We start from the raw sequence: 22140 nt of genomic DNA, 5'->3' as shown, positions 1-22140 counted from the left end.
CCTCCTTCTCTGCCTGCTATAGACTTTTAAGGTTAACGATAGCGACCTTTTTTGTCTGACAGGAGGGCGTATGCCTGACAATAACGTAGCAGTGATGGACAGCGTTTCGCGTTTTCTCGATCGTCATCATGGGCTGTATATCGACGGCCAATGGTGTGGTTCCACCGCCGAAGGCCGGCTGGCGGTGTATACCCCCGCCAATGGACAACAAATTTCCTCCACCGCCGACGCCAACGCGCAAGACGTCGCTCGCGCCGTACAATCGGCCCATCAGGCGTTTACCTCTGGGGTCTGGGCGCAACGTTTACCTGCCGAGCGCGAGCGTATTTTATTGCGCTATGCCGATTTGGTTGAACAACACGCCGAAGAACTGGCCCAGTTGGAAACGCTGGAACAGGGCAAGTCGATCAATATTGCCCGCATGTTCGAGGTAGGCTGCACGCTGAACTGGATGCGCTACACCGCCGGGTTGACCACCAAGATCACCGGCCAAACCCTGGACGTGTCGATCCCCATGCCGCCGGGGGCCAAATATCAGGTGTATACCCGTAAAGAGCCGATTGGCGTGGTGGCCGGCATTGTGCCGTGGAACTTCCCGCTGATGATCGGTATGTGGAAAGTGATGCCGGCGCTGGCCGCAGGTTGTTCCATCGTGATCAAACCCTCGGAGACCACGCCGCTCACCCTGCTGCGCATGGCCGAATTGGCGACCGAAGCCGGCATTCCACCGGGGGTATTCAACGTGGTGACGGGTAAAGGTACCGGCTGCGGCAAAGCGCTGACCGAACACCCGCTGATCGCCAAAGTGAGCTTCACCGGCTCCACGCCGGTCGGCAAAGGCATCGCCCGCGCAGCGGCGGACCGGCTGACACGCGTGACGCTGGAGCTGGGCGGTAAAAACCCGGCCATCGTGCTGAAAGATGCCGACCCGCAGCAGGTTATCGAAGGCCTGATGGCGGGCAGTTTCCTGAACCAGGGGCAGGTGTGCGCCGCCAGCTCGCGGATTTATATTGAAGCGCCAATCTACGACACTTTGGTGGCCGGGTTCGAGCAGGCGGTGAAATCCCTGTCCGTCGGACCGGGCATGGATGCCAGTGCGCAGATCAACCCACTGGTCTCCAGCGACCACCGCAATAAAGTGGCGGCCTATCTGGACGATGCCAGATCCAAGCACGCTGAGTTGATCAGCGGCGCGACCGGGCCGGACTCGCAAGGGTTCTATATTCCGCCGACGCTGGTAATTAACCCTGACGACAAGCTGAACCTGACGCGCGAAGAAGTGTTTGGCCCGGTGGTCAATCTGATCCGCGTCGCGGATGCTGAAGAAGCGTTGCGCAAAGCCAACGATACCGATTACGGCCTGACCGCCAGCCTGTGGACCACCAGCCTGCAAGCGGCGATGGCCTTCACGCCACGAATTCAGGCCGGCACGGTGTGGGTCAACACCCATACGCTGATCGACGCCAACATGCCTTTCGGCGGCTTCAAACAATCGGGTAGCGGCCGTGATTTCGGCCCGGACTGGCTGGATGCTTATACCGAATCCAAATCGGTGTGCATTCGTTACTGAACCGCGCCTTAATGGCCAGTAGAGCCCTCCAGGGCGCTACTGATACTGCTTGCGGTATTCGCTGGGCGAAACGCCAAAACGGCTTTTGAAGGCGGTGGAGAAATGGCTGTGATCGGCAAAACCCCAGTCATGGCCGATAGTGACCAACTTTTGCCGCTCAGGCGCCGTGCGTAGCGCCTGAGCGCACAAATCAAGACGGCGGTGCTTGATATATTGCGCCACCACCAGTCCCTGACGGGCAAACATTCGGTACAGGCTGCGTACCGAAACACCCAGTTCAGCGGCGATCCACTCAGGCCGCAACTGCGGCGACTGGATATGCGTATCGATAAACGCCAGCGTACGGGTGAAAGCCTGCGGGAAAACCTCCGCTCCCACTTCAGGTTCCACCAGCGCCGGGCGCAACAGAGTTGCCACGGCACTGAGTATCGCCTCGCTCTCCGGTGCGCTCATCTGCGCGTCCTGCATGCAGCCCAAGACCAGTTGCCGACTGAGGCGCGCCATGCTGCTTTGCCCATCCAGCCGTCGTGCGAATTGCAGATCGCTAAAACGTGCCGACCGTTCGAAATAGCTGCGCGGCATCAGTAATGAGATTTGGCGGGAGTCCTGTTGAAAGGTAAAACTGCTGGTACGTGAAGCGTCGATCAGCGTGACGTCACCGGCGGACAAGACTGCCTGTCGGTCACCCTGCTCCATCAATGAACTGCCGCGCAGTTGAAAGACCGTGAAAAAATGCGAGCCGTCGCTGCGGTTAATTTCTTTTTGGGTTCGATACAGGCGGGTTTGCGTCGCATCCACCACGCTCATACGTAACGCGTGGGCACGAAACTCCTGCATCGCGCCGCTAAATCCCGGCCCCAGAGTTCGGGCGCAGAACCGGCCGCAGGCGGAGTTGATTTTCGCCAACCACTCTTCGAAGCCAACCTCCCTGACCGGTACGGAAATTGCCATGGATCCCCCCTTCACACATCAGCGATGGACGCGTTCGAACCGCAAGCGGCAATGAACAGAAAATCAACATAACAATCCAGTAACATACAAGCAATGCCGACAGTGGGATCTGGCGCTGGGATCACAAATTGCGCCTTATGGCTACAGACATGAAAAACCCGGCCGTAGCCGGGTTGATAAAAACGGGAAAATCGGGAGGATTAAGGCTGGCTATCCAGCAGATAACGCACCACGGCCGCGTATTCTTTTGCATAGCCGTCAACGCTTTGGCTCGCCATTCCGGCATTATCGATTTTGTACTTGCCGGAGACATAAAACGAGGGGGTTGCCCGTACGTCCAGCGCTTTCACCGCTTCATTCTGCTTGGCAATCAAGCCCTTCACCAACAGGCTATGGCGCGCATTTTCATAGGCCGCGGCATCTACGCCGGCGGCGGCAAACACCCGCTGAATATCCTCTTCACTGTTGATGGCGCGCTTTTTTTGCAGCTCGTCGAACAGTAGGCCTTCGATTTTATCCTCGATGCCCATCACCATCGCGATCGACCAGGCTTCAGTCAGCTCATTGCCCAATTTGCCCATCAGGCCGACGTGATATTTGGTCAGCTTGGTGCCCTCAGGCAGCGCCTGGCTGACGGTGCTGCCAACATGGTAGGTTTCGGCAAACTGATAACAAGGGCCGCAATAAAAAGAGAAAAACTCCACCACCGCAGGGGCTGACGCCACCGGTTTATCCAGGCGAGAATATTGCTCGCCAGCACGGTAATCCGCCGCCACGGCGACAGCAGGAAGCAATAGCGCCAGGAGCGCACCGGCGAACAACCGATTAACTTTAGCCAACATAACTACTCCAATTCAGATGAGAACATTGTCCCTAACGGCGGTGTTTATAATCAAATTATCGGAACAAGACCAGTTTTTATTACCTTGTGTTTATGTGGGATTGGCTCACATCAAGGGGCCATGCGGGCCGTCAGTGGCGTTCTGCGCCCCAGACGTCATGCTACACAACCGCCTCAGAAGAGGCGGCAGCGAAATAAGTATGCCGTTAATTAATAACAACATTGGTGAGTATGGATTCACTGCGGACAAGAAGACTTATGCCAAGAATACGCTGCGTCAGCCTTCACTGACGCAGCGGGATCACACTCAGTTTTTTGGCAGTTGAATACGGACAACGCTTTCCGGTTTGCCGGCTTTGGTGCTGGCTCCGTCATTCTTCACCGTCACGAACAGCACGTTGTTGCTGGTGTCCAGCGCCAGGCTGTTAGGGTGCGGCGGCAGTTCTACGGTTTGCAGGCGCTTGAGGCTGTTTGAATCAAACACCGTCAACGTACCTGCGCCATGATCGACGCGGATCCCTTTGCGGTTGGCGACGTACACACGCTGGTTGCGATCGTCCAACAGCAGGCCAATTGGCACTTCATCGGTCAGTTCGCTGGCCAACACTTTGCCGCTGTCCGCATCCAGCGCAAACACCCGGTGACCGCTGCTGCGCTTCACGTAGTCGCGCTCAAGGTGGGTGTTGCGGTAGTTGTCGCGGTCGATCCCCTGATCCACCCCTAACAGACGGTTATTCTTCCCGTCGTACACCAGGTTCAGCAGTTGATCCGCTTGAATCTCTTTGGTGGAGGTGATCGCCAGGGTATCGGCATTCAGGGTAATCAGTTGCCCCTGCATGTTAGAGACAAATACGCGCCGTCCTTTCTCATCCAGAGTGATGCCCACCGCGTTGTAGCCGAAACCGGGGATCATTTTCTCCAGCTTTTGAGTCCGGGTATTGACCACAAACAGCACGCTATCTACCCCAAAACCTAACCCCGGCAAGAATAGGCGGCCGCTCTGCGCGTCATACTTCATTTCGCGGATGCGGTACTGGTAGTCCTCGGTGATCTTGAAGCGCTTAAGCTCCTTGAGCAGGAACTCCAGGCGCTTGCCGCTGATGCCGGCCTCTTTGTAGGTCTGCTCCAGCATCGTTTTTTCGGTCACTGGAATGCTGTCCAGCGCACGGTTGGTGGTGGTATCCACCACGCCGACCGAGCCATTGAACCCTTGAGTCAGATACAGCCGGTGGCCGGCATCATCCAGGGCTACGCCGAACCCCTTCACCTGCAGAGGGATCTCCGCCTGCACCGCCAACGTGGTCGGATCCAGACGCAACACGCGGGATTTCGCCTCTTCCTTCCAGTCCGGTGCGCTGACGAACAGCGACTTCTGGCTTGGGCTGTAGGCCATTTCCACCAGCGCCGACGACAACGGCTGGCGCTTGATATCCTGCTGAGAGATCCCTGCGTCACGGGCCTGCGCCGCACCGGCCACCACCAACGACGTTGCAATCAACAGCGACAGTAAAGCGCGGGGTGTTCCTATTGTTCCAGACATCCGTTTATCTCCATGAAAGTAATAAAGTCAGTTAGGGTGAACAACGTTATTGCTGTGGCGCCGGCGGCAAGGCCGACAGTGGCATGTCCCCGCCGGCCTGTTGGGCAAAGTGAGAGAACACGTGCTGAATAGTTGCAGCGATCAACCCCGCCTGTTGCGCGGTGTAATGATCGGTACGGTAGGTCATCATCACGCGCAGGGATTTCACGCCGTCGAGGTTTTCTTCCATCACTTCAAACTGCAAACCGAGCAGCGATTCGGTTTTCTCCGGCTCCACCTGACGATAGGCCACCGTGCTGCCGTCCTGCAGGGTAAATGCCCCGTTCAGCTTGATACGGCTGTGGATCTGAATGAACACTTCGAACATGTGGTTCTTGCGGTCGGCATGAGCGCCAAACAGCCCTTCTTCCACCAGATCGATAGGAATATCGGTGTAAGGCATAGAACCGTTGATGGTGTTTTTCACCTGGTCAATCAGCCCAGCGACCGTCAACTGGTCGGCGAAGCGCACCCGGTGCACCACCACCGTGGTGAAGTAGCCGATGGTGTCAAAGAACTCGGCGTCGTTACGGCCGGAGGTGGAAGTCCCCACCAGCAGATCCGTCGGACCGCCCAACAGGCGCAGCGCCGTAGTGATACCGGCGTAGACCACGTTGAACAGTGAGGCGTTGTTCTTCCTGGCCTGCGCGTACAACCCCTCAGCCACCGTTGGTTCGACGTCAAATTCCAGCCATCCGCCGTTGACGTCTGCATCGGCCGGGACTGCAGGATGGTGCGAAGGTTCCTGCTGGAACAGCGGCTGACCGACCGGCGCATCGCGCAGGTTATCGAGCCAATAGTCCAGGTGTTGCTGTGCGACGCCGCCGGCCTGCTGCTGCCGGGCAAAGGCATAAAACTGCGGCACTTCACCTTTCCACTGCGGCTTCTGCCCTGCCACACGGTGGCTGTAGGCGATGCCCAGCTCGTCCATCATCAGGTTCAGCGACCATTCATCCAGCACCACATGGTGGAACAGCAGCGAAAGCAGTTGCCGGCCGGTTGCCGCGTCACGCAGGAAGGTAGCGCGCAGCGGCAGCTCGCGGGTCAGATCAAAGCGGTGGTCGCCGGCCTTGGCCAACAGTTCGCTGGCGTTACCGGCCGGTGTTTCATAAGAGAAGTGGAACCACTCGTAATCGAGCAGTTCAGCCGCAGGCACGACCTGTTGGCGAACCTCCCCCTGATGTTCGATAAACAGTGAACGCAATACGCTGTGGCGCGTCATGACGTCGATAAACGCCTGACGCAGGGCCATTTCATCCACCGGATCGAGGAAATTGATGGCGAAAGGCAGATTGAAAATCTCGTCGTGACCGAAGGCCTCGTACACTTTCCACAGGGAGTGCTGGGCCAGCGACAGCGGTACCTGGACCACCTCATCCCGCTGCTGCGTATTGGGCGCTTGCACTGCCGGTGCCGTAACCGCCTGACGTTTGGCGTAGGCCGACAGCCCTCGGGCCGTGGCGTGACTGAACAGGTCGTTAATGTTGAGTTCGATACGGTGCAGGCTTAACAAGCGACCGATGACGCGGGTCGCGACCAGCGAATGCCCGCCGCGATCGAAGAAATCTTCATCGACGGTCATGTCCGGCGCCACCAGGGCATCGCGGAATTCCGCCAGGATCAATTGAGCGATTTCATCATTTTCTTGTTGTTGTGCATCCTCTCCCGCCAGAACAGCTTCGGGCTGGGCCAACGGTTGCTCAGCGGCAGGCAGCAGGGCTGTCGTGATCGTCCGTCCGGCGAGATAAGCGACGAACTGCTCCAGCAGGAACGGCGCGACATGCGGGGTCAGGCGCGGATCCGCCACTAGCTCCAACACCATCGAGTCCGGCTCGGGCAGGCTCAAAGCCAGCATCAGTTCAAAAGGCGTATGCAGCGGCGGTAACAGCAGGCGTTCAGCACTAACCCCATCCAACTGCAGCGCCACCGAAGGATCCGCCAGCCAGCTCACCAGAAGCTGAGCCAATTCTGGGTTGGGCGCTTCCGCCGTTTGCTGCGCCAGCAGCCGGCTTTCCGCCTCCTGATCCGCAGGCTGCAAGGTCAGGCGTTTCAATCGGCTGGCGCCCTGCCAGCCGTCCATACCGTTCGCCTGTTGTGCGTCGTCGAGCGGCACGCACAACTGCACCGGTTGCCCGCCGGACTGAGCGGCGATAAAGCGGCCAAAGCGAACGGCGATCGCCGCCAGTAAGGTGGTTGGGTTATCGGTTACGGGCAAAATCTTGCGTGCCACGCGGGTCGCTATACGTACCCCGGCCTGCGCCAGACGCTCGTCCTGTACTGCCAATTGTCGGTAGTCCCGCAGCGCTGTCGCATGGCGTGGCCACGGCAGAACCAGCTCCGTCGCTTCCGGCAATGGAGTATTCAGTGCAACCGGCGACAGAGTGTCCGGGACTGGCAGGGGATCATGGCGATTATACAGCGCCGACAGCATCGTCAATAATTGTCGACACGACAGCCTTTCAGCCAAAATATCGTGGGCAACGACGCCCAGCACCGAACCGGCACCGGTAAACAGCAGAAAACGAAGCGGCGCTTCGCTTGCCAACTCAAGAGGCGTCGCCTGCGCTTGCAACAGACGGCTTACCGCCTGCTGTTCGTCCGCGACAGGCTGAATGCTCACCGGATTCAGCGTTGCGTTGCCGCGCAGTTTGCGTAAGCCTTGCTCATCGTCGAAATCGTAACGAACGTCCAGTTCCGGCATCAGTCGGGTCAGAGCCTCCAGCGCGCTGGCCAGTCTGCCGATATCCGGCTCGCCGCCCAGCCGCCAGGCCATCGCCTGCTGGCAACCGCCGTCGCCGCGCTGCTGGTGCATGAACCACGCCAGTTCTTCCGCTTCGCTCAATGGCTGTGAGGCATCCGCCGCCCGCTCGCCCAGCGTCTGAAACGCCAGGTCCAGACGCTGGGCCTCGTCATCGCTGAGAATATTGTCAAAATAACCGCTCACTGCTCTATCTCCTTGTGCCCGGCCATACCGGAACCTCGGGGGGAACGCGGGTCATAAACAGGGACGTATCCACCACAGATCGCTGACAAACTCGCGCAAGCGCCAACAATCCAAGGCGTGAATACGCCCCTGCTGCAGACCGATTGCTATCGCATCAGAATGTCAGTTCCAGCGCCGCACCGATCATGCGTGGACGCTGCTGAGTCGCGGTGTAGACGTCGTTGCCGCTGACCATTACGCGACGTTCCGAGTCAAACAGGTTCTGCGCATACAGGGTGGCGCGGCCATAGGCGAAGGTGTACGCCAGTTGAGTATTCGCCGACCAGTAAGATCCGATGCGCCCGCGAGAGTCGTTGTCGTACTGCGAGTAGTAGGAGTCCGAGAACGCCACGTTGCCGCTCAGTTCCAACCCGGCCATCAACTGGTACTTGGCGCCCATGTTGGCGGTATAAGCCGGCGCACGCGCCAGTTCATGCCCATCTACGCCGCTGCCCGAGAACTTCTTGATCTTGGTCTTCAACAGACCGACGTTCGTGAACAGTTCGAAGTCCCAACGCGGCTGCCAGGTCGCCCCCATTTCCGCGCCGTAGGTTTCTACCTTGTCGGCATTGCGGATCACCGAGGAGTTCGGCCCCAGGGAATACGGCAGCTGCATATCCTTGTAGTCGTTGTAGAAGATGTTGCTGGTCAGGATGACGTTGGCATCTTTCAGGTGGTGACGGGTGTACAACTCATAGTTCCAGACATATTCCGAACCATAGGTGTAATTGACTACCGGCGTGCCGATGGTGATGCCTGCGCCACCGGCGTTATAGCCGCGCGCCACCTTGGCGCCGTAGGTCTGGGTATCCGTCGGTTTCCAGGCCAGATCCAGCTTCGGCAGGAATACGTCGTAGGTTTCATCGAAATCGATACGCACGGCCTTGCTGCCGCCGGTACGCTGACGGTGCTCGCGTTCCAAACGGCTGGCGGCGGTGATATCCACCTTCGGCGTGATGGCGTAGGTCAGCTCGGCAAAGGCCGAGTTGGTGTCGGTTTTATCCTTGAAGGTCGAACCGCCGAAAATGTTAACGAACTCATCCTGCTTGGAGTGGAAATAACGCAACCCTGCCAGCCCGCGCAGGCGGCTGTCTGGCCCACCAAAACGCGCCACCGGCTCCACGTGCACCTCTTTTCCGCCGATATCGGCGTACGGCAAGGCATAAGCCGTAGGACGGTTAATATTGAAGTCGGTATAAATAACGCGGTTTTCCAGCGTCAGGCTGTCGGATTGCTCCCAGGACAGATCCCAAACGCCGCTGTTGGTGTTGCTTTTAAACACCGCTCGGCGCGGATCGTGGCGCAGGCTGGTCGGGTGAACCAGCGGGTTGAGGCTCTCGTTTTGCGGCGAGGTGCTGCCAAAGTGGTTAAAGGTCAGCTTGGTGGTCAGCTCGCGCAGGCCTGCCGGGTTGAACAACAGTTTGGCACGTGCGGTAGTGGCTTCAACCTCACGCGGATCGCCCACCGGCTCATAAGCAGGAAGATCGACATCGCTGCGGCGACGCTGGCGATCGACGCTGACGCGGAACGCCAGTTGATCTTCCACCAGCGGGCCTGAAACCATAGCGGACAACTGTGAAGAGTGCTGGTTGCCCGCACCGCCCTTGAAGGCACTCTCCCAATCGAAAGTGGGATCCTTACTGGCCATCACGATCGCACCGGCAATGGCGTTACGCCCCTGAATATAGCTCTGCGGGCCGAGGAACACTTCGACGCGATCCAGATCCCACAGCGACTGCGGGCCATAGGCCTGCTCGTTATAGGTCAGGGAGCGACCATCCAGAGACAAATTGAGGCGCGGACGGGTGCCGCTGAGGAAGGCGTTGGCGCCGGTGTTCGGGCCGGAGCCGTCGATACCGCGCACGGTGGGCAGATCGTTACCGATGCCAACATCCATGACGTTGGCCGTCATGCGTAATAAATCGGGGATCTGCAACGCATTGGGCATAGCGGCGATCCGCTCACTGTCGAACACCTGCACGCTGGAGCCAGTGTCGAAAATGCTGCGCTTTATCTTTTCGCCGGTCACCAGCAGGCTTTCGGAGTCCTGCCAATTATCGTTACGTTTGCTGTCGGCGGCTTCCTGCACCTTGTCGTCCACTGCGGCGGCGTTAACACTGCCCACAGATAAAGAACAAAGACCCAGAAAGAGTGAGGAAAATGCCCCAATGGCCTGCAAGCCTGCTTTTTCCTTGTTTCCTACGATTTTATGCCTTTGAGCCGCTGAATGCTTGCTCATAGATGTATTCTCCTTTCATCCCAGATGCACAAAAATATGTTTTATTTCACATAGGTAACGACGCTGATTCTCACACTGACAATGGCATTGCGGCCTTCCTGACCTTGCTATTGCATATCCCTGCCGCAGACAGCCGCCCCACCCCAGATAAACCGGGGGCGGACGCAGATTTTTTGTCTGGAAACGTAAAGAAATGTTAATAATGATAATATTTTACATTTTTTAATGCAAATCATTATCAACTAAACAAATAAACAGGATACAGAACGGGTAAAGTGCTGAACGATAAAACGCAGTTATTGTGGGTTCTTTAAAACCAATAATTTCAATTAAAATGAATATAAAACATAATTATATCGGTATTAATATTTTCTATAAGCGAGCGAGAATCTCCCCTTTCCACATTACCCTTACGTTTTATACCAACAAATAAAAATAGTAATAATTTTCATTCCCATTAACATTGCAATATATTCTTACAGTCTCTCAATACTGATGGAAACCCGATGAAAGCGTTGACCACGATGCAGGCCGCCTACTGGGTAGGTCGGCAATCCGAAGCGCCGCTGGGGGGCGTATCCGCCCACCTGTATGCGGAATTTAACTGCTGCGACCTGGACGTCGAACGACTGAGACAGGCCGTTGCCGCCCTTTACCTGCATCACCCTATGTTGCGCCTGTGCATCACGGCCGATGGCCAGCAGACCATCAGCCCCTGCGGCCCTGAGCATGGCCTGCATCTGGACGATTTCAGCCAGTTCGATACCCCCGAAGCGAGCCACCGGCTCACAGCCAAACGGCAGCAAAAAAGCAGCCAAAAACTGCCGCTGGAACAAGGTATCCCCTGCGATATCAGCCTCAGCCTGCTGCCGGGCGGCCACAGCAGGCTGCATGTTGATCTGGATATGATCGCCGGCGATGCCATGGGTTTCCGCGTGTTGATGGAGGATTTGGCGCGGTTTTATCACCAATGTCCGGCATCCCCCGCCGACAATGGCGTACCCTACTTTGACTATCTGGATCGACACTATGCCGATACCGCGCTGCAGGCACGTCGCACCCGCGCTCAGGCCTGGTGGCGTGAACGCCTGCCTCAGCTGCCGCCGGCACCGCACCTGTTGCGCACACCGGATATTTGCCGCAGCGATCGGCTGGCGCTGCAACTGAGCGCGAGCGAAACCAAAGCGCTAGAAGATGCCGCCAGATCGCACGGCATCACGCTGTCATCCCTGTTTCTGGCGCTGTTTGCCGTTACCGTCGGCCATGGCTGGAACATGTCGCACTTCAGGCTCAACGTGCCGCTGTTCCACCGGGATGAAGCCAACCTCGCCACGATCATTGGCGACTTCTCTAACCTGGTGCTGCTGGGCGTGGAGCTGAACCCGGCTGAAAACTTGCCGGCTTTCAGCCGCCGCCTGATGGCCCAGCTGGCGGAGTTAATAGCTCACGCCGATTACCCCGGCGTCAGCGTGATGCGCGATTTGTCGCGCCTGCAAGGCAGCATGCAGTCTTCACCCGTCGTGTTTACCGCCGGGTTTGGCATCCGTGGCAAAGCGTTGTTTTCTGACAACGTCACTCGTACCTTTGGCCCGCTGGAGTGGGTAATTTCCCAGGGGCCGCAGGTGGCGCTGGACGCGCAGGTGGCACACGCCAACGGCGGCATTCTGATCAACTGGGACGTCCGCCTGGACGCCTTCCCTGATCGGCTGTTACCGCAGCTGTTCGCCACTTACGGCGCCTTGCTGAAACGGGCCGCCAACCGGCCGGACAGCTTTAATCAGCCACTTTCGCAGTGGTTGGCGCAATGCTCCCCAGCGGGCCAGGCACGTCAGATGCCGGTTCGCCAACTGCTGCACCGGCTGCTGGCGCGGGTCGCGCCGGACGCCAGGCTGGGTGACGATGACGATATCCGTACCCTGCAACTGCCGCAGGACGCTCTGATGGCCCTATTGGCGGTACTTAACAAATACCTGCCGGTGGCGCTGGCGCCGAAGGATATAGAGGCGAACCCGACTCCGGCCGCTCTTGCCGCAGTGATCTGCGAGCGAGCCCCCAATGCCGCCGAGGGCGCTCAACTGTTATTGCAGGTGCTGGCACCCAAAGCCTGATACCGATCCGGGCGCGTGGTCTCATGCGCCCTGCTTTCTATTTCGTGGGTTAGTGACAATCAATAGGGAAATACCATGGAGACACCATTAAGCGCACTGCAGCAGGCTTACCTGCTCGGGCGCAGCGAACAATGGCCGCTCGGCGGCGTAGCGATGCACGACTTTCGCGAATATCGCGGTCTGGGACTGGATTTGGCCCGCCTGGAAAGCCGATTGAGCGAACTGGTGCAGCACTATGCGGCGCTGCGCACCTGCATCGATACCCAGCGTTTCACCCAACACGTGCGGGCAGAGGCCACGCTGAATCTGGATCGGCACGATCTGCGTGCGCTCGACCATCAGGCAGCGCAACGCCAATTGGCTGACTTGCGCGAGCAATATTCGCATCAGCGCCACGATCCCGCGCAGCCGTTGTGGCGTATTGCCGCCATTCAGCTCTCGGAGACGCAGGAGGCCACCGGCAACCCCTACGACACCGTGATTTTCACCAGCTTCGACGCGCTGATCCTCGACGGCCAGGGTATCTCCACCGTCATCGCCCGGCTGTTCGACGACGCCCCGCTGCCGCCTGTCGTGCCGCCAAGCCCACCGGCTGCAGCCACGGCGGAACAGCGTCAGATTGATGCCGCCTACTGGCAAGCCAAGCTACAGGACGTCACCACGCCGTCGGCGTTGCCGTGGCGCACCCCGCTGGCCAATATCAAATCCTCTCGCTATCGCCGCGCCAACCTGACTTTGCCGCGCGAGGTTCTAAAACAGTTCTCGCGCCTGGGATCCTCCCATGCCCTGCTGCGCAACAGCAGCCTTTCGGCTCTGATCCTCGATACGCTGGCGCAGTGGACCACCGACGGCGAACTCTGCGTCGGCGTGCCGGTGGCGTTTCCTGCGGCAAATGGTGCGCTCAGCAACGCCTCTACCTTTGTGGCGGTACGCTATTCCCGCCTGGGGGGCACCTTTATCAGCCGCGCCCAGGCCTTGCAGGACGACGTGCTGGGGGCGCTCGACCATCTGGCATTTTCCGGCGTTGACCTGGCGCGGCAGTTGCTAAACCTCAGCCAGGGTTCCCCGGCGCTGCCGGTGATCCTCACCAACTGCCTGGGGTGGGAGACGCTGCCTGGCAACGCGCCGGTTCGCTACCATGACGGCGTGACCCAGACGCCGCAGGTGGCGATCGATATCCGCCTGACACAAGATGCCGACAAGAACCTGCTGCTGTGCGTCGACTACGCCGAGCAAGCGTTGGATGGCGAGCAAGTGCAGGCAATGCTGGACGCATTGCAACGGCGGGTAATGTTGATGTGCCGGGACGGCGATGTGGAAATTCCCCCCGCGCAATTTATCGATTACCAACATTACCGCCATAACCACAGCGAGACGTCATTCAGCGCTTACCCTTATCTTGCGCAGTTGGCCGACAGGTTGTTTAACGATCCGCAGCCGCGCCCCGCGTTAATCTGCGACCAACTAAGCCTGACGTACCCGGAATTGGGCCAACGGGTTAGCGCAGTGATGGCAAATCTGCAACAGCGTGGCCTGAAGCCAGGCAGCGTGCTGGCCTTGTATCTGGCGCGCAGTCCGGAGCATGTAACCATCTCACTCGCCTGTGCGCTGTTGGGCATTATCTGGGTGCCGATCGACATCAACTCACCGCCGGAACGTACCGCCTATCTGCTGACCAACTGCCGGCCGGATCTGGTGGTACACAAGGGTGAGCTGGACACCTCGTTCGGGGTTACGCCAGAGGAACTGCTTGACCCGACGGCGGGCGCCGCCAAGCGGCCGGACAGCCAGACGCTGACCGAGCGCAGCGTCAGCACCGAAGCCAGTTATTATCTGTATACCTCCGGTACCACCGGCAAACCGAAATGCGTGGTGCTCAATAACCGCGCCACCGCCAACGTTATCGGCCAAACCCTGCAGCGCTGGGCGGTCACCGCCGACGACGTGATGATTTCGGTCACGCCGCCGCACCACGATATGTCGATGTTTGATCTGTTCGGCTCGCTCAGCGCCGGTGCCACGCTGGTGTTACCGGCACCACATCAGGAAAAGGACGCCATCAGTTGGAACCAGTTGGTTGAGCGCCATGGCGTCAGCCTGTGGTGTTCGGTCCCCGCCATTCTGGAAATGCTGCTTACCTGTAAAACCGACGATAGCCTGCGTTCGCTGCGACTGGTGGCTCAGGGGGGCGATTACATCAAACCGGCGACGGTACAGCAATTGCGCGGCCTGCGTCCGGACATCAGCCTGTTCTCGCTCGGTGGCCCGACCGAAACCACCATCTGGAGCATCTGGCACCCGATAGCGCCGCAGGACACCGGCACCGTGCCTTATGGTCAGCCGCTGCCGGCTAACCAATACTTTATCTGCCATGATGACGGTACCCACTGCCCGACCGGCGTGGTCGGCCGCATCCACACCTCCGGGGTGAATCTGGCGCTGGGGTATCTGGAGGACGGTGATTTAAAACAACATGATTTCGTTACGCTGGAGGGGCCCGACGGGCAACCGCTGCGGGCCTTCCGTACCGGCGATCAGGGGTACTATCGCCCGGACGGCAATATCCTTTTCGCCAGCCGGGTGAACGGCTACGTGAAAATCCGTGGCGTGCGCGTTTCGCTGCCGGAAATTGAAGATGTGTTGCGCGGACACGAGGCTATTCTCGATATCGTGGTAGTGGATTACCCTGGCGGTGACAATGGCGAAGCGACGCTCGGGGCGATGTACCTCACCCACGACGGCAAACCGCTGTCGCTGGCGGCGATCCGCGCTTTTTCGACCGGCTACCTTCCTTGTACCCATATCCCGACACGCTTTATTCATACCGAGTTGCTGCCGCTGTCGGGTAACGGCAAGACCGACCGTCACCGTATCCGCGCAGCCTTCAGCGCCGATCGTGCCGCTCCGGGCCTGAATGCCTGTGCGGCACCGCTGCCGAGCGCGCCACCGGCGCACAGCGGCAAGATCCTGTCGATCTATTTACAGGCCATCGGCGCAACGCCGCGCCCGGAATGGGGAGAAGAAACGGCCTTTATCAGCATGGGGTTGAAGCTGCCGCACATTCGCCAGGTGGCGGCGCAGCTTAACCAGGCCTTTGGCACCCAACTACCGCCAACGCTGTTAATCCCCTGCAAAAATGCGCGGGAAGTGGCGGCGTTGTTGGCACGTTAAACGGTTCAAACTAAAAGGGGCTGCATGCAGCCCCCTATCACCTCATTCAAACTTATATCGGGTCGAGCATGGCCCCAACCATTACGCTGACCTTTCGGCCATCAGGCGGGCACCGCCACCAGTTCGCCGAGCGCCGTCTCCAGCGCTTCTTCCCGCAACGCACGCAATAAAAACGCCTGCAGGTCACGCCCGTAGTCTTCGATCCCATCGCAGGCAAACTGCTGCACGTAAACATCGATATCCAGGTGCAGATCGCCAGCATCGGTGCGCCCGCGGAAGGTCAGGTTAGCGCCGTCGCCAGATCCTCCTGCCAGTACCCGTCGCGTACAGGTGCAGCCGCTGAAACCGGCGGGATCAAACGGCTGGACGTTGATAAACGGCGAGATAAACAAACGAGAGGCCGGCGTCACACCGCGATCTGCGGCAATGTGCCGCAGACGGTAGCCTGCGTGGCTGCGCAGCTCACGCAGCATCTTCGCCATGCCCGACAGAAAATGGCCCAAAGTCTCTTCCGCACGCAGCGACACCAAAAGCGGCAGCGTATTGACCGCCAGCGCCGGCGTATTGGTGGCCTGGCTGCTGCGGCGGTTCATCACCGGCATCCACATGGTGCGCGAATCGCCCTTGTCATGCGGCAACGGCGGCAAGGTAAAGAACAGCCAGGCGGCGGACAGGGAAAGCAACAGATCGGGCCAACCGATACCGCTACGTTCCGACAGCCAACGCAACCGCTGCGGGATCTCCTCCGGCAACGGCGTGCTGGTACTCAGGGATTTCACGCCATATTCCCTGCCGCCTTTGCGCACCGTTGGCAAGGTCTGCGACGGCGGCAAATACCGCTGCCAAAAATACCGGTCTTTAGCGCAGCGTTCAGAAGCCGCATAGGCCAGTTCATGGTGCTGAAAAGCATGAATCTCGCCCAGTGCGTGCCCTGCCGCGCTGTCGTCGAGGAAATGCGCATACAGCGCGGCACAACGATGTTCAACCAACGCCATGCCAAAGCCATCAATCACAATATGGTGGGCGCGCACGTACCAAATAAAACGCGAAGGCCCCAGCCTGATCAACCACACCGCGGCCACCGGCTGGCTGCACAGATCCAGTGGTTGATCGACATCCGCCTGCATCAGCCGCATCGCGGTCTGGTAAGGATCGGGCTGTGCCTGAAGATCAAGGCGATTAAGTTGCGGTATTGTCTGGGGATCGTAACGCTGCTGCGGCAAACTCTCGCCAGTGCCGCCGCGAAAACGCAATGCAAACGCCTGCGTTTCCGCCATCGTCTGAGTGATAGCCCGACACAGCGCCTCTTCATCTACCGCGCCGCGTAGTTCGGTGACGTGAGCGACGGTGGAAAAAGGCTGTCCGGGGTGCAAGGTAAATTCGTCCCAGAAGTCTAACTGCGCCGGTGTCAGCGGCAGCCATTCAGTAGCCAAAACAGTTTCCGACATGTTACCTACCTTTGATAAGCCATAAACAAATGTTGAAACAACGGAAGCGAAAACCCCGCTGCCGCCCATAACGGCCAAAAGCGGGGTAAATGGCGGACACGGTTGGATGACCAGCCCAAGGGCTGCCCGGCGTGATCCTTATTATTGTGTTGTGGTTGGCGTGCTTGACCTCCCTGGCGCACGTAAAGCGAGACGGCGCAGCCACCTTTTCCAAGGCCAGGGCAACGCACTGAAGATGTTTCGGTTTGGTTACAAATGAAAATGATAATAACACTTATTATCATTTTCATGAATATAGAACAACCTGTTCATGCTGCAAACTTAATTGACGGGGAGAGTGCGCTTGAGGAGTGGCCGAGGGTTAAGTGACGGAGGATGAGGGCTACAAACCAACAAAACAGGAACCTTCTGGGGCGGTAAAAACAAGTACCGCCCCGGTCTCACGGCATGCACCTGCCATTATTGGTAAATTACCGCTACGCCGTGCAGTTTATTGCCTCCGCTGGCGGAAATAATGCGGTACGAACTGGCCCCGGCCTGATCGGCTTTCTTCGCCAATTGCTTTTCCAGACCTGAGAGCGTCAGAGCTCCGCTGGCGGAGACCACGCCGAGTTTAGTCAGCCCCTGCTCGGAACTGACGCTGTTGGCCGCAAAGCTGCTGGTGGACACCACCGCCAGGATAAACGCCGCCATGACATATTTAATCGCTTTCATATAACCACCTCATTAGATTGGCCAGACCAGGTTCTGCCTGGTGAGGTGATTCTAAGTGGGGGTTGCTGACCCCAAAGTGACTCGTCGATAACATTTTTGTCAGACAACCGAAAAACCGGGGTTATTTACCTAAGCATACAATTTCATCGGCTATCTTGACGCCCGGCCGGTCTGCGACCGTCGAACAATCGTCATTCCTCAGTTCCCATATTCGCGATCAATCACTTATATTTAAATTGAGGGCTGCCTGAATGCCACCGCGGCGGCAGTGTCCTCAATCAACCTGAGGGAGCCATCCATTTTATGCGTTTAAAACAAAGCACTGCGGGTCTGTTGTTGGCAGGAACCGGCCTGTTGACGACGGGCAGCGCACTGGCCGCCACGGATACCCTGGTCTACTGCACCGTAGCCTCGCCCGAATCTTTCAACCCGCAGCTTTCCAGCTCCGGCACCACCTTTATCGCCACCTCACAGGTGCTGTACAACCGCCTGCTGACGCTGCGTGAAAGCGATAAAACCCCGGCGCCCTCACTGGCGACCGAGTGGACCATCAGCCCGGATGGCAAAACCTACACCTTTACGCTGCGCAAGGGCGTGAAATTCAACAGCAACAAATACTTCACCCCGACGCGCGACTTCAACGCCGAGGACGTGGTGTTCACCGTGATGCGTCAAAAGGACCCCAATCATCCGTATCACAAGGTGTCCGGCGGCAACTACGAGTACTTCACCGACACCGGGCTGGACAAGCTGATCACCAAAGTGGAGGCGGTGGATAACGACCACGTGCGCTTTACGCTGAGCCAGCCTAACGCCGCGTTCCTCGCCGACTGGACGATGGACTTCGCCTCGATCCTTTCCGCCGAATATGCCGATGCCATGCTGAAAAAAGGCACCCCGGAATATGTCGATAACTGGCCGATCGGCACCGGTCCGTTTGCGCTGCAGCAGTACAAACAGGACTCGCTGATCCGCTACATCGCCAACCCGCATTACTGGCAGGGCGAAGTGGCCAGCAAACACCTGATTTTCTCCATTACGCCAAACCCGGAAACCCGGCTGGCCAAGCTGAAAACCAACGAGTGTCAGATTATCCCTGCCCCGCTGGCGGAGCAGTTTGACGCCATCAAGAACGACAAAAACCTGCAGTTGCACAACATCGACGGCCTGAACGTCGGCTATCTGGCGTTCAACACCCAGAAGAAGCCGTTCGACAACGTGTTGGTACGCCAGGCTCTGAGCTATGCGGTGGACAAAAAGGCCATCGTTGCGGCGGTATTCAAAGACAGCGGCACGCCGGCCTATTCGATACTGCCGCCGGGCATGCTGGGCTATAACGACAAACTGCCCGAATACGCTTACAACCCGGAAAAAGCGCGTGAACTGCTCAAGCAGGCCGGGCTGGAGAAAGGGTTTGAGACCGACATCTGGTCGATGCCGGTAGCCCGCCCTTACAACCCGAATTCACGCCGCATCGCTCAGATGATCCAAAACGACTGGGCGAAAGTGGGCGTAAAAGCCAAAATCGTCACCTGGGAATGGGGCCAGTATCTGGCCGGGTTGCGCAAAGGGGAACAGCAGAGCGCGCTGTATGGCTGGATGTCGGATAACGGCGACCCGGACAACTTCGCTACCCTGCTCAACTGCGCCGGCGTGCAAACCGGTGCCAACGCGGCACGCTGGTGCGACAGCAGCTACGACAAGCTGATCCAGCAGGCGATTAAGGTTAGCGTCCCGGCCGAACGTGCCAAGCTTTATCAGCAGGCACAGGTGATTTTTGCCCAGCAGGCTCCGCTGCTGCCGCTGGCTAACGGCAAGGTGTTCTACGCCACCCGCAGCAACGTCAGCGGCTATGTGGTTGACGTTAACGGCAGCGACTTTGCCAAGGCCAAGATCAACTGAGTGAAAGTGTGGCACCCGCGTTGGGTGCCACACCGGCAATCCGCCGGATGAAATTCTCATCCGGCGCTTTCCTCTCCTGTAACATTTGGTTACTCTCATCAACACTGTGATTTAACATCAAAAGGTAACCCGGTGCAGAACTCTTATATGCCGATGCAGATCCGTCTGCACTGGCTGGTGGCGATCCTGCTGGTTGTGACCTGCACGACGATTGAGCTGAGAGGGCTTGCCGTACCGGGCACCCCGGTGTGGTACGTGCTGGTGGTGACCCATTTCAGTTGCGGAGTGACGGTATTTGTTCTGATGATCGCCCGCTTGTTTCTACGCTGGCGCCACACCAGCCCCGCTATCGAGCCGAAACCGGCAAAATGGCAAACTGGCGTAGCCCATCTGGTACACAGCCTGATTTACCTGCTGCTGCTGACGTTGCCGATTCTGGGCGTCTATTCCCGCTATTTGGGGGGGAAAGAGTGGTTTTTATTCGGCTTGCCGATGCCGTTCGCCGAGATTGCCGACCGGCCGCAGGCGCGGACGATTATCGGCTGGCACAAGACGCTGGCGGCTTTCGGCTATTGGCTGATCGGGCTGCATGCCGCCGCAGCACTGTTCCATCACTATATCGTTAAGGACAATGCGCTGGTGCGTATGCTGCCTTGGTTGAATCGGCGTTAGCCCGAAATGACAACCCCAACATTGCAATAATAAGCATATAAATATAAGCCATTGGAAATAGTCCATTGGCTTATTAATTTCCAGGCGCCAAACGGTTAGAAAAATTTATATACGCCGAGTTGTATCTATCCCGGATCTTGACTAGGGTTATTCATACAAAATATAAGCCCATGGGCTGACAGAGTTCCGTAATAAAAAACTTTTATCCACTCATTGCATTTATCTTAAAAAACGCCAGTTGTTTTTAAAGTCTGCTATGCCATGCCCAATGACGGCACAGGGCCGCATAGTGCTACCCATGATTTCATTAATTCAATTCTATCGGCTACACACACGGAAAAGTTAATCCGACTTTTCCAAACTTAAAAGTCAGGAGAAGAGTAATGAAAATAATGACTGGCGTTATTTTACCTACAATTGCTGCCATCACGATGGTCGGCATGGCTCATGCGGCAGACACTAAACAACCGGTGACTGGCAAAGTGCAGGTGACATTGGAACACGCACACGCCGTGCAACAAAACGGCAGCCCCGCCCCGCAGCACGATGCCGCCTGTATGAAAGAACTTTCGATGCCAACCTCCAAGTATGTCGGGATGAAAGTCACCAGCGAATACACCGTCAATACCAGTTCGATGATGATGTCGGCTAAATCTATGCTGCCATCGCCGATGGCCACGCAGCCGCTGGAGCTTACGGTTGATTTATCAGCACTCGGCATAGAAGGGGTTTATGCATTTGGTGCCTTCAAACCCAATGTGTTGCCTAAGGATTATGTTTACTTCACCATCGGCAAAGATTTTAAAAACCCCGTCAGCACCTTTATGATTATTAATGAAGGTAAAGAATATAACTGCGTTATTTCCAGCTCAAACAAGGCGATGAGTAAAGAAGAGCGCAGTCATCTTATGGTCAAGAAATAGTCACCCTCGCCAGCCTCAATAATTTATTCATATAAATTATATCAATGAGGTTGGCGAAATCACCTTTTCAAGGTGATTGGTCATTCTGATGATGGAGGCTCATACTGCAACTGTAGAAAATCCTCAATTAACAGACATTCTTTCGGAGTAGGGATCATTTTTCCAAATGCAATAAACATCATAAATAACAAAAGTGCCATCACATATAACAACCAATGTTCCCAAGCTAATATTGAATCGCCTTTGTACAGTGAAATAGCAACAAATGAAATCGCTATTAATAAATATTGAAATGAAAATAAAAAATACATTAGACACTCAAGTCTAAAACCTATCCCTTTATTAAAAATCAAGAGACCATCTTTAAACTCCAAAAAGGTTCTAAATTTTTTAAAAAAACCAGGCGAGATGACTTCATTATTTAAGGATATCAATTTAAAGATGACCCTTTGCCTAGCAACATCTGAGATACCCGACAATCTATACCTAATAATTCTTGAGATATCATCTTTGATGCATTTACGATCAGTGCTGTTTAGTTCATAATTTTTCAGAATGTAATTATATCCATCTAACTTTGCATTTTTGGTATTATTTATAATTCCGAAAATATCCTTCGCACGAAAAAAAGCCATAAGCACTAGTGAGGAGAACAAGACAATAAAAACTGCCTGCATAGAGCTCAACTCACCATTATCGGTCATCCCAGACAGTGTTACAAAGATGAAATCTAATACCTTACTTAAAATATCACCCATAATAAAACTCCTTTTTCATATCACTAATGTCATTTATAAAACACAAAACAAAACCTCAAAAAAATAATCATAAAAATTAACATTAAAATCTAATAGAATTAAACTGTAAAGTTAAATATCCCACCTAAAAATTACTCATCACGCTAAGTGAAAGTATCTTGAGCGACGTATTTTTGTAGAAAACATACTCAACACTTCACATTTAGACAGCTACTGGCCAGAAAATAATACAATATGAGAAGTGAGATCGGAAGAGCACACGTCTTGAGATCGGAAGAGGT

At 56.5% G+C, this 22140-nt stretch carries 14 protein-coding genes; 6 read left to right on the top strand and 8 right to left on the bottom strand.

Annotation, left to right across the window (positions count from 1 at the left end; all coding sequences use genetic code 11):
• Positions 1–70 precede the first annotated feature (70 nt).
• On the top strand, positions 71–1570 hold the full coding sequence (locus tag NR114_RS08165) for an aldehyde dehydrogenase family protein (protein ID WP_256824828.1): 1500 nt from the start codon (positions 71–73) through the stop codon (positions 1568–1570).
• Between the two features lie 36 nt (positions 1571–1606).
• Here NR114_RS08165 and feaR read toward each other — a convergent pair whose 3' ends face one another.
• The 5 genes from feaR to NR114_RS08140 form a co-directional block, all read right to left on the bottom strand.
• Positions 1607–2521 (bottom strand): transcriptional regulator FeaR, encoded by a 915-nt coding sequence (gene feaR, locus NR114_RS08160; protein ID WP_020825392.1) that lies wholly within the window; start codon positions 2519–2521, stop codon positions 1607–1609.
• A gap of 200 nt (positions 2522–2721) precedes the next feature.
• On the bottom strand, positions 2722–3363 hold the full coding sequence (locus tag NR114_RS08155; RefSeq protein WP_046374409.1) for a DsbA family protein: 642 nt from the start codon (positions 3361–3363) through the stop codon (positions 2722–2724).
• Positions 3364–3669: 306 nt separating this feature from the next.
• Complete coding sequence (locus NR114_RS08150) at positions 3670–4902, bottom strand: YncE family protein (RefSeq protein WP_041414258.1); 1233 nt, start codon at positions 4900–4902, stop codon at positions 3670–3672.
• A 46-nt stretch (positions 4903–4948) separates the two neighbouring features.
• Positions 4949–7885, bottom strand: a complete 2937-nt coding sequence (locus tag NR114_RS08145) for a condensation domain-containing protein (protein WP_234528976.1) — start codon at positions 7883–7885, stop codon at positions 4949–4951.
• 154 nt (positions 7886–8039) lie between these two features.
• Entirely contained in the window at positions 8040–10163 is a 2124-nt protein-coding gene (locus NR114_RS08140; RefSeq protein ID WP_048759690.1) for a TonB-dependent receptor, read from the bottom strand.
• Positions 10164–10669: 506 nt separating this feature from the next.
• Between NR114_RS08140 and NR114_RS08135 the strand changes: the two genes are divergently transcribed.
• Positions 10670–12271 (top strand): condensation domain-containing protein, encoded by a 1602-nt coding sequence (locus NR114_RS08135; protein WP_234528977.1) that lies wholly within the window; start codon positions 10670–10672, stop codon positions 12269–12271.
• Positions 12272–12346: 75 nt separating this feature from the next.
• A complete protein-coding gene (locus NR114_RS08130; protein ID WP_234528978.1) occupies positions 12347–15442 on the top strand; it encodes an amino acid adenylation domain-containing protein in 3096 nt (1031 codons plus the stop codon).
• A gap of 101 nt (positions 15443–15543) precedes the next feature.
• Here the strand turns inward: NR114_RS08130 and NR114_RS08125 are convergent, their stop codons facing one another.
• Together NR114_RS08125 and NR114_RS08120 are read right to left on the bottom strand one after the other, a co-directional pair.
• The gene (locus NR114_RS08125) at positions 15544–16890 is read right to left on the bottom strand and encodes a condensation domain-containing protein (RefSeq protein WP_234528979.1); all 1347 of its coding nucleotides are present in this window, start codon (positions 16888–16890) and stop codon (positions 15544–15546) included.
• A 459-nt stretch (positions 16891–17349) separates the two neighbouring features.
• Entirely contained in the window at positions 17350–17604 is a 255-nt protein-coding gene (locus NR114_RS08120) for a YdgH/BhsA/McbA-like domain containing protein (protein ID WP_020825385.1), read from the bottom strand.
• A gap of 303 nt (positions 17605–17907) precedes the next feature.
• Between NR114_RS08120 and NR114_RS08115 the strand changes: the two genes are divergently transcribed.
• From NR114_RS08115 to NR114_RS08105, 3 genes are all read left to right on the top strand, one after another.
• On the top strand, positions 17908–19506 hold the full coding sequence (locus NR114_RS08115) for an ABC transporter substrate-binding protein (protein WP_234528980.1): 1599 nt from the start codon (positions 17908–17910) through the stop codon (positions 19504–19506).
• Positions 19507–19653: 147 nt separating this feature from the next.
• Positions 19654–20178, top strand: coding sequence for a cytochrome b561 (gene cybB / locus NR114_RS08110; protein ID WP_081667723.1), 525 nt, complete (start codon positions 19654–19656; stop codon positions 20176–20178).
• 383 nt (positions 20179–20561) lie between these two features.
• Positions 20562–21101, top strand: a complete 540-nt coding sequence (locus NR114_RS08105; RefSeq protein ID WP_234528981.1) for a hypothetical protein — start codon at positions 20562–20564, stop codon at positions 21099–21101.
• Positions 21102–21181: 80 nt separating this feature from the next.
• Here the strand turns inward: NR114_RS08105 and NR114_RS08100 are convergent, their stop codons facing one another.
• Entirely contained in the window at positions 21182–21859 is a 678-nt protein-coding gene (locus tag NR114_RS08100; protein ID WP_115059948.1) for a hypothetical protein, read from the bottom strand.
• Positions 21860–22140: the final 281 nt, after the last annotated feature.

This window comes from Serratia sp. Ser99, from assembly GCF_024519545.1.
In the GTDB taxonomy this organism is placed as follows: Bacteria; Pseudomonadota; Gammaproteobacteria; order Enterobacterales; family Enterobacteriaceae; genus Serratia; species Serratia liquefaciens.
Note: the sequence above shows the minus strand (reverse complement) of the source record. Positions and strands in the feature narration are given on the sequence as shown.

Coding starts and splice junctions, on each gene's coding strand:
- NR114_RS08155 (WP_046374409.1), bottom strand. CDS start 3,363: ATGTTGGCTAAAGTTAATCGGTTGTTCGCCGGTGCGCTCCTGGCGCTA.
- NR114_RS08115 (WP_234528980.1), top strand. CDS start 17,908: ATGCGTTTAAAACAAAGCACTGCGGGTCTGTTGTTGGCAGGAACCGGC.
- NR114_RS08150 (WP_041414258.1), bottom strand. CDS start 4,902: ATGTCTGGAACAATAGGAACACCCCGCGCTTTACTGTCGCTGTTGATT.
- NR114_RS08135 (WP_234528977.1), top strand. CDS start 10,670: ATGAAAGCGTTGACCACGATGCAGGCCGCCTACTGGGTAGGTCGGCAA.
- NR114_RS08120 (WP_020825385.1), bottom strand. CDS start 17,604: ATGAAAGCGATTAAATATGTCATGGCGGCGTTTATCCTGGCGGTGGTG.
- NR114_RS08165 (WP_256824828.1), top strand. CDS start 71: ATGCCTGACAATAACGTAGCAGTGATGGACAGCGTTTCGCGTTTTCTC.
- NR114_RS08100 (WP_115059948.1), bottom strand. CDS start 21,859: ATGGGTGATATTTTAAGTAAGGTATTAGATTTCATCTTTGTAACACTG.
- NR114_RS08130 (WP_234528978.1), top strand. CDS start 12,347: ATGGAGACACCATTAAGCGCACTGCAGCAGGCTTACCTGCTCGGGCGC.
- cybB (WP_081667723.1), top strand. CDS start 19,654: ATGCCGATGCAGATCCGTCTGCACTGGCTGGTGGCGATCCTGCTGGTT.
- NR114_RS08105 (WP_234528981.1), top strand. CDS start 20,562: ATGAAAATAATGACTGGCGTTATTTTACCTACAATTGCTGCCATCACG.
- feaR (WP_020825392.1), bottom strand. CDS start 2,521: ATGGCAATTTCCGTACCGGTCAGGGAGGTTGGCTTCGAAGAGTGGTTG.
- NR114_RS08125 (WP_234528979.1), bottom strand. CDS start 16,890: ATGTCGGAAACTGTTTTGGCTACTGAATGGCTGCCGCTGACACCGGCG.
- NR114_RS08140 (WP_048759690.1), bottom strand. CDS start 10,163: ATGAGCAAGCATTCAGCGGCTCAAAGGCATAAAATCGTAGGAAACAAG.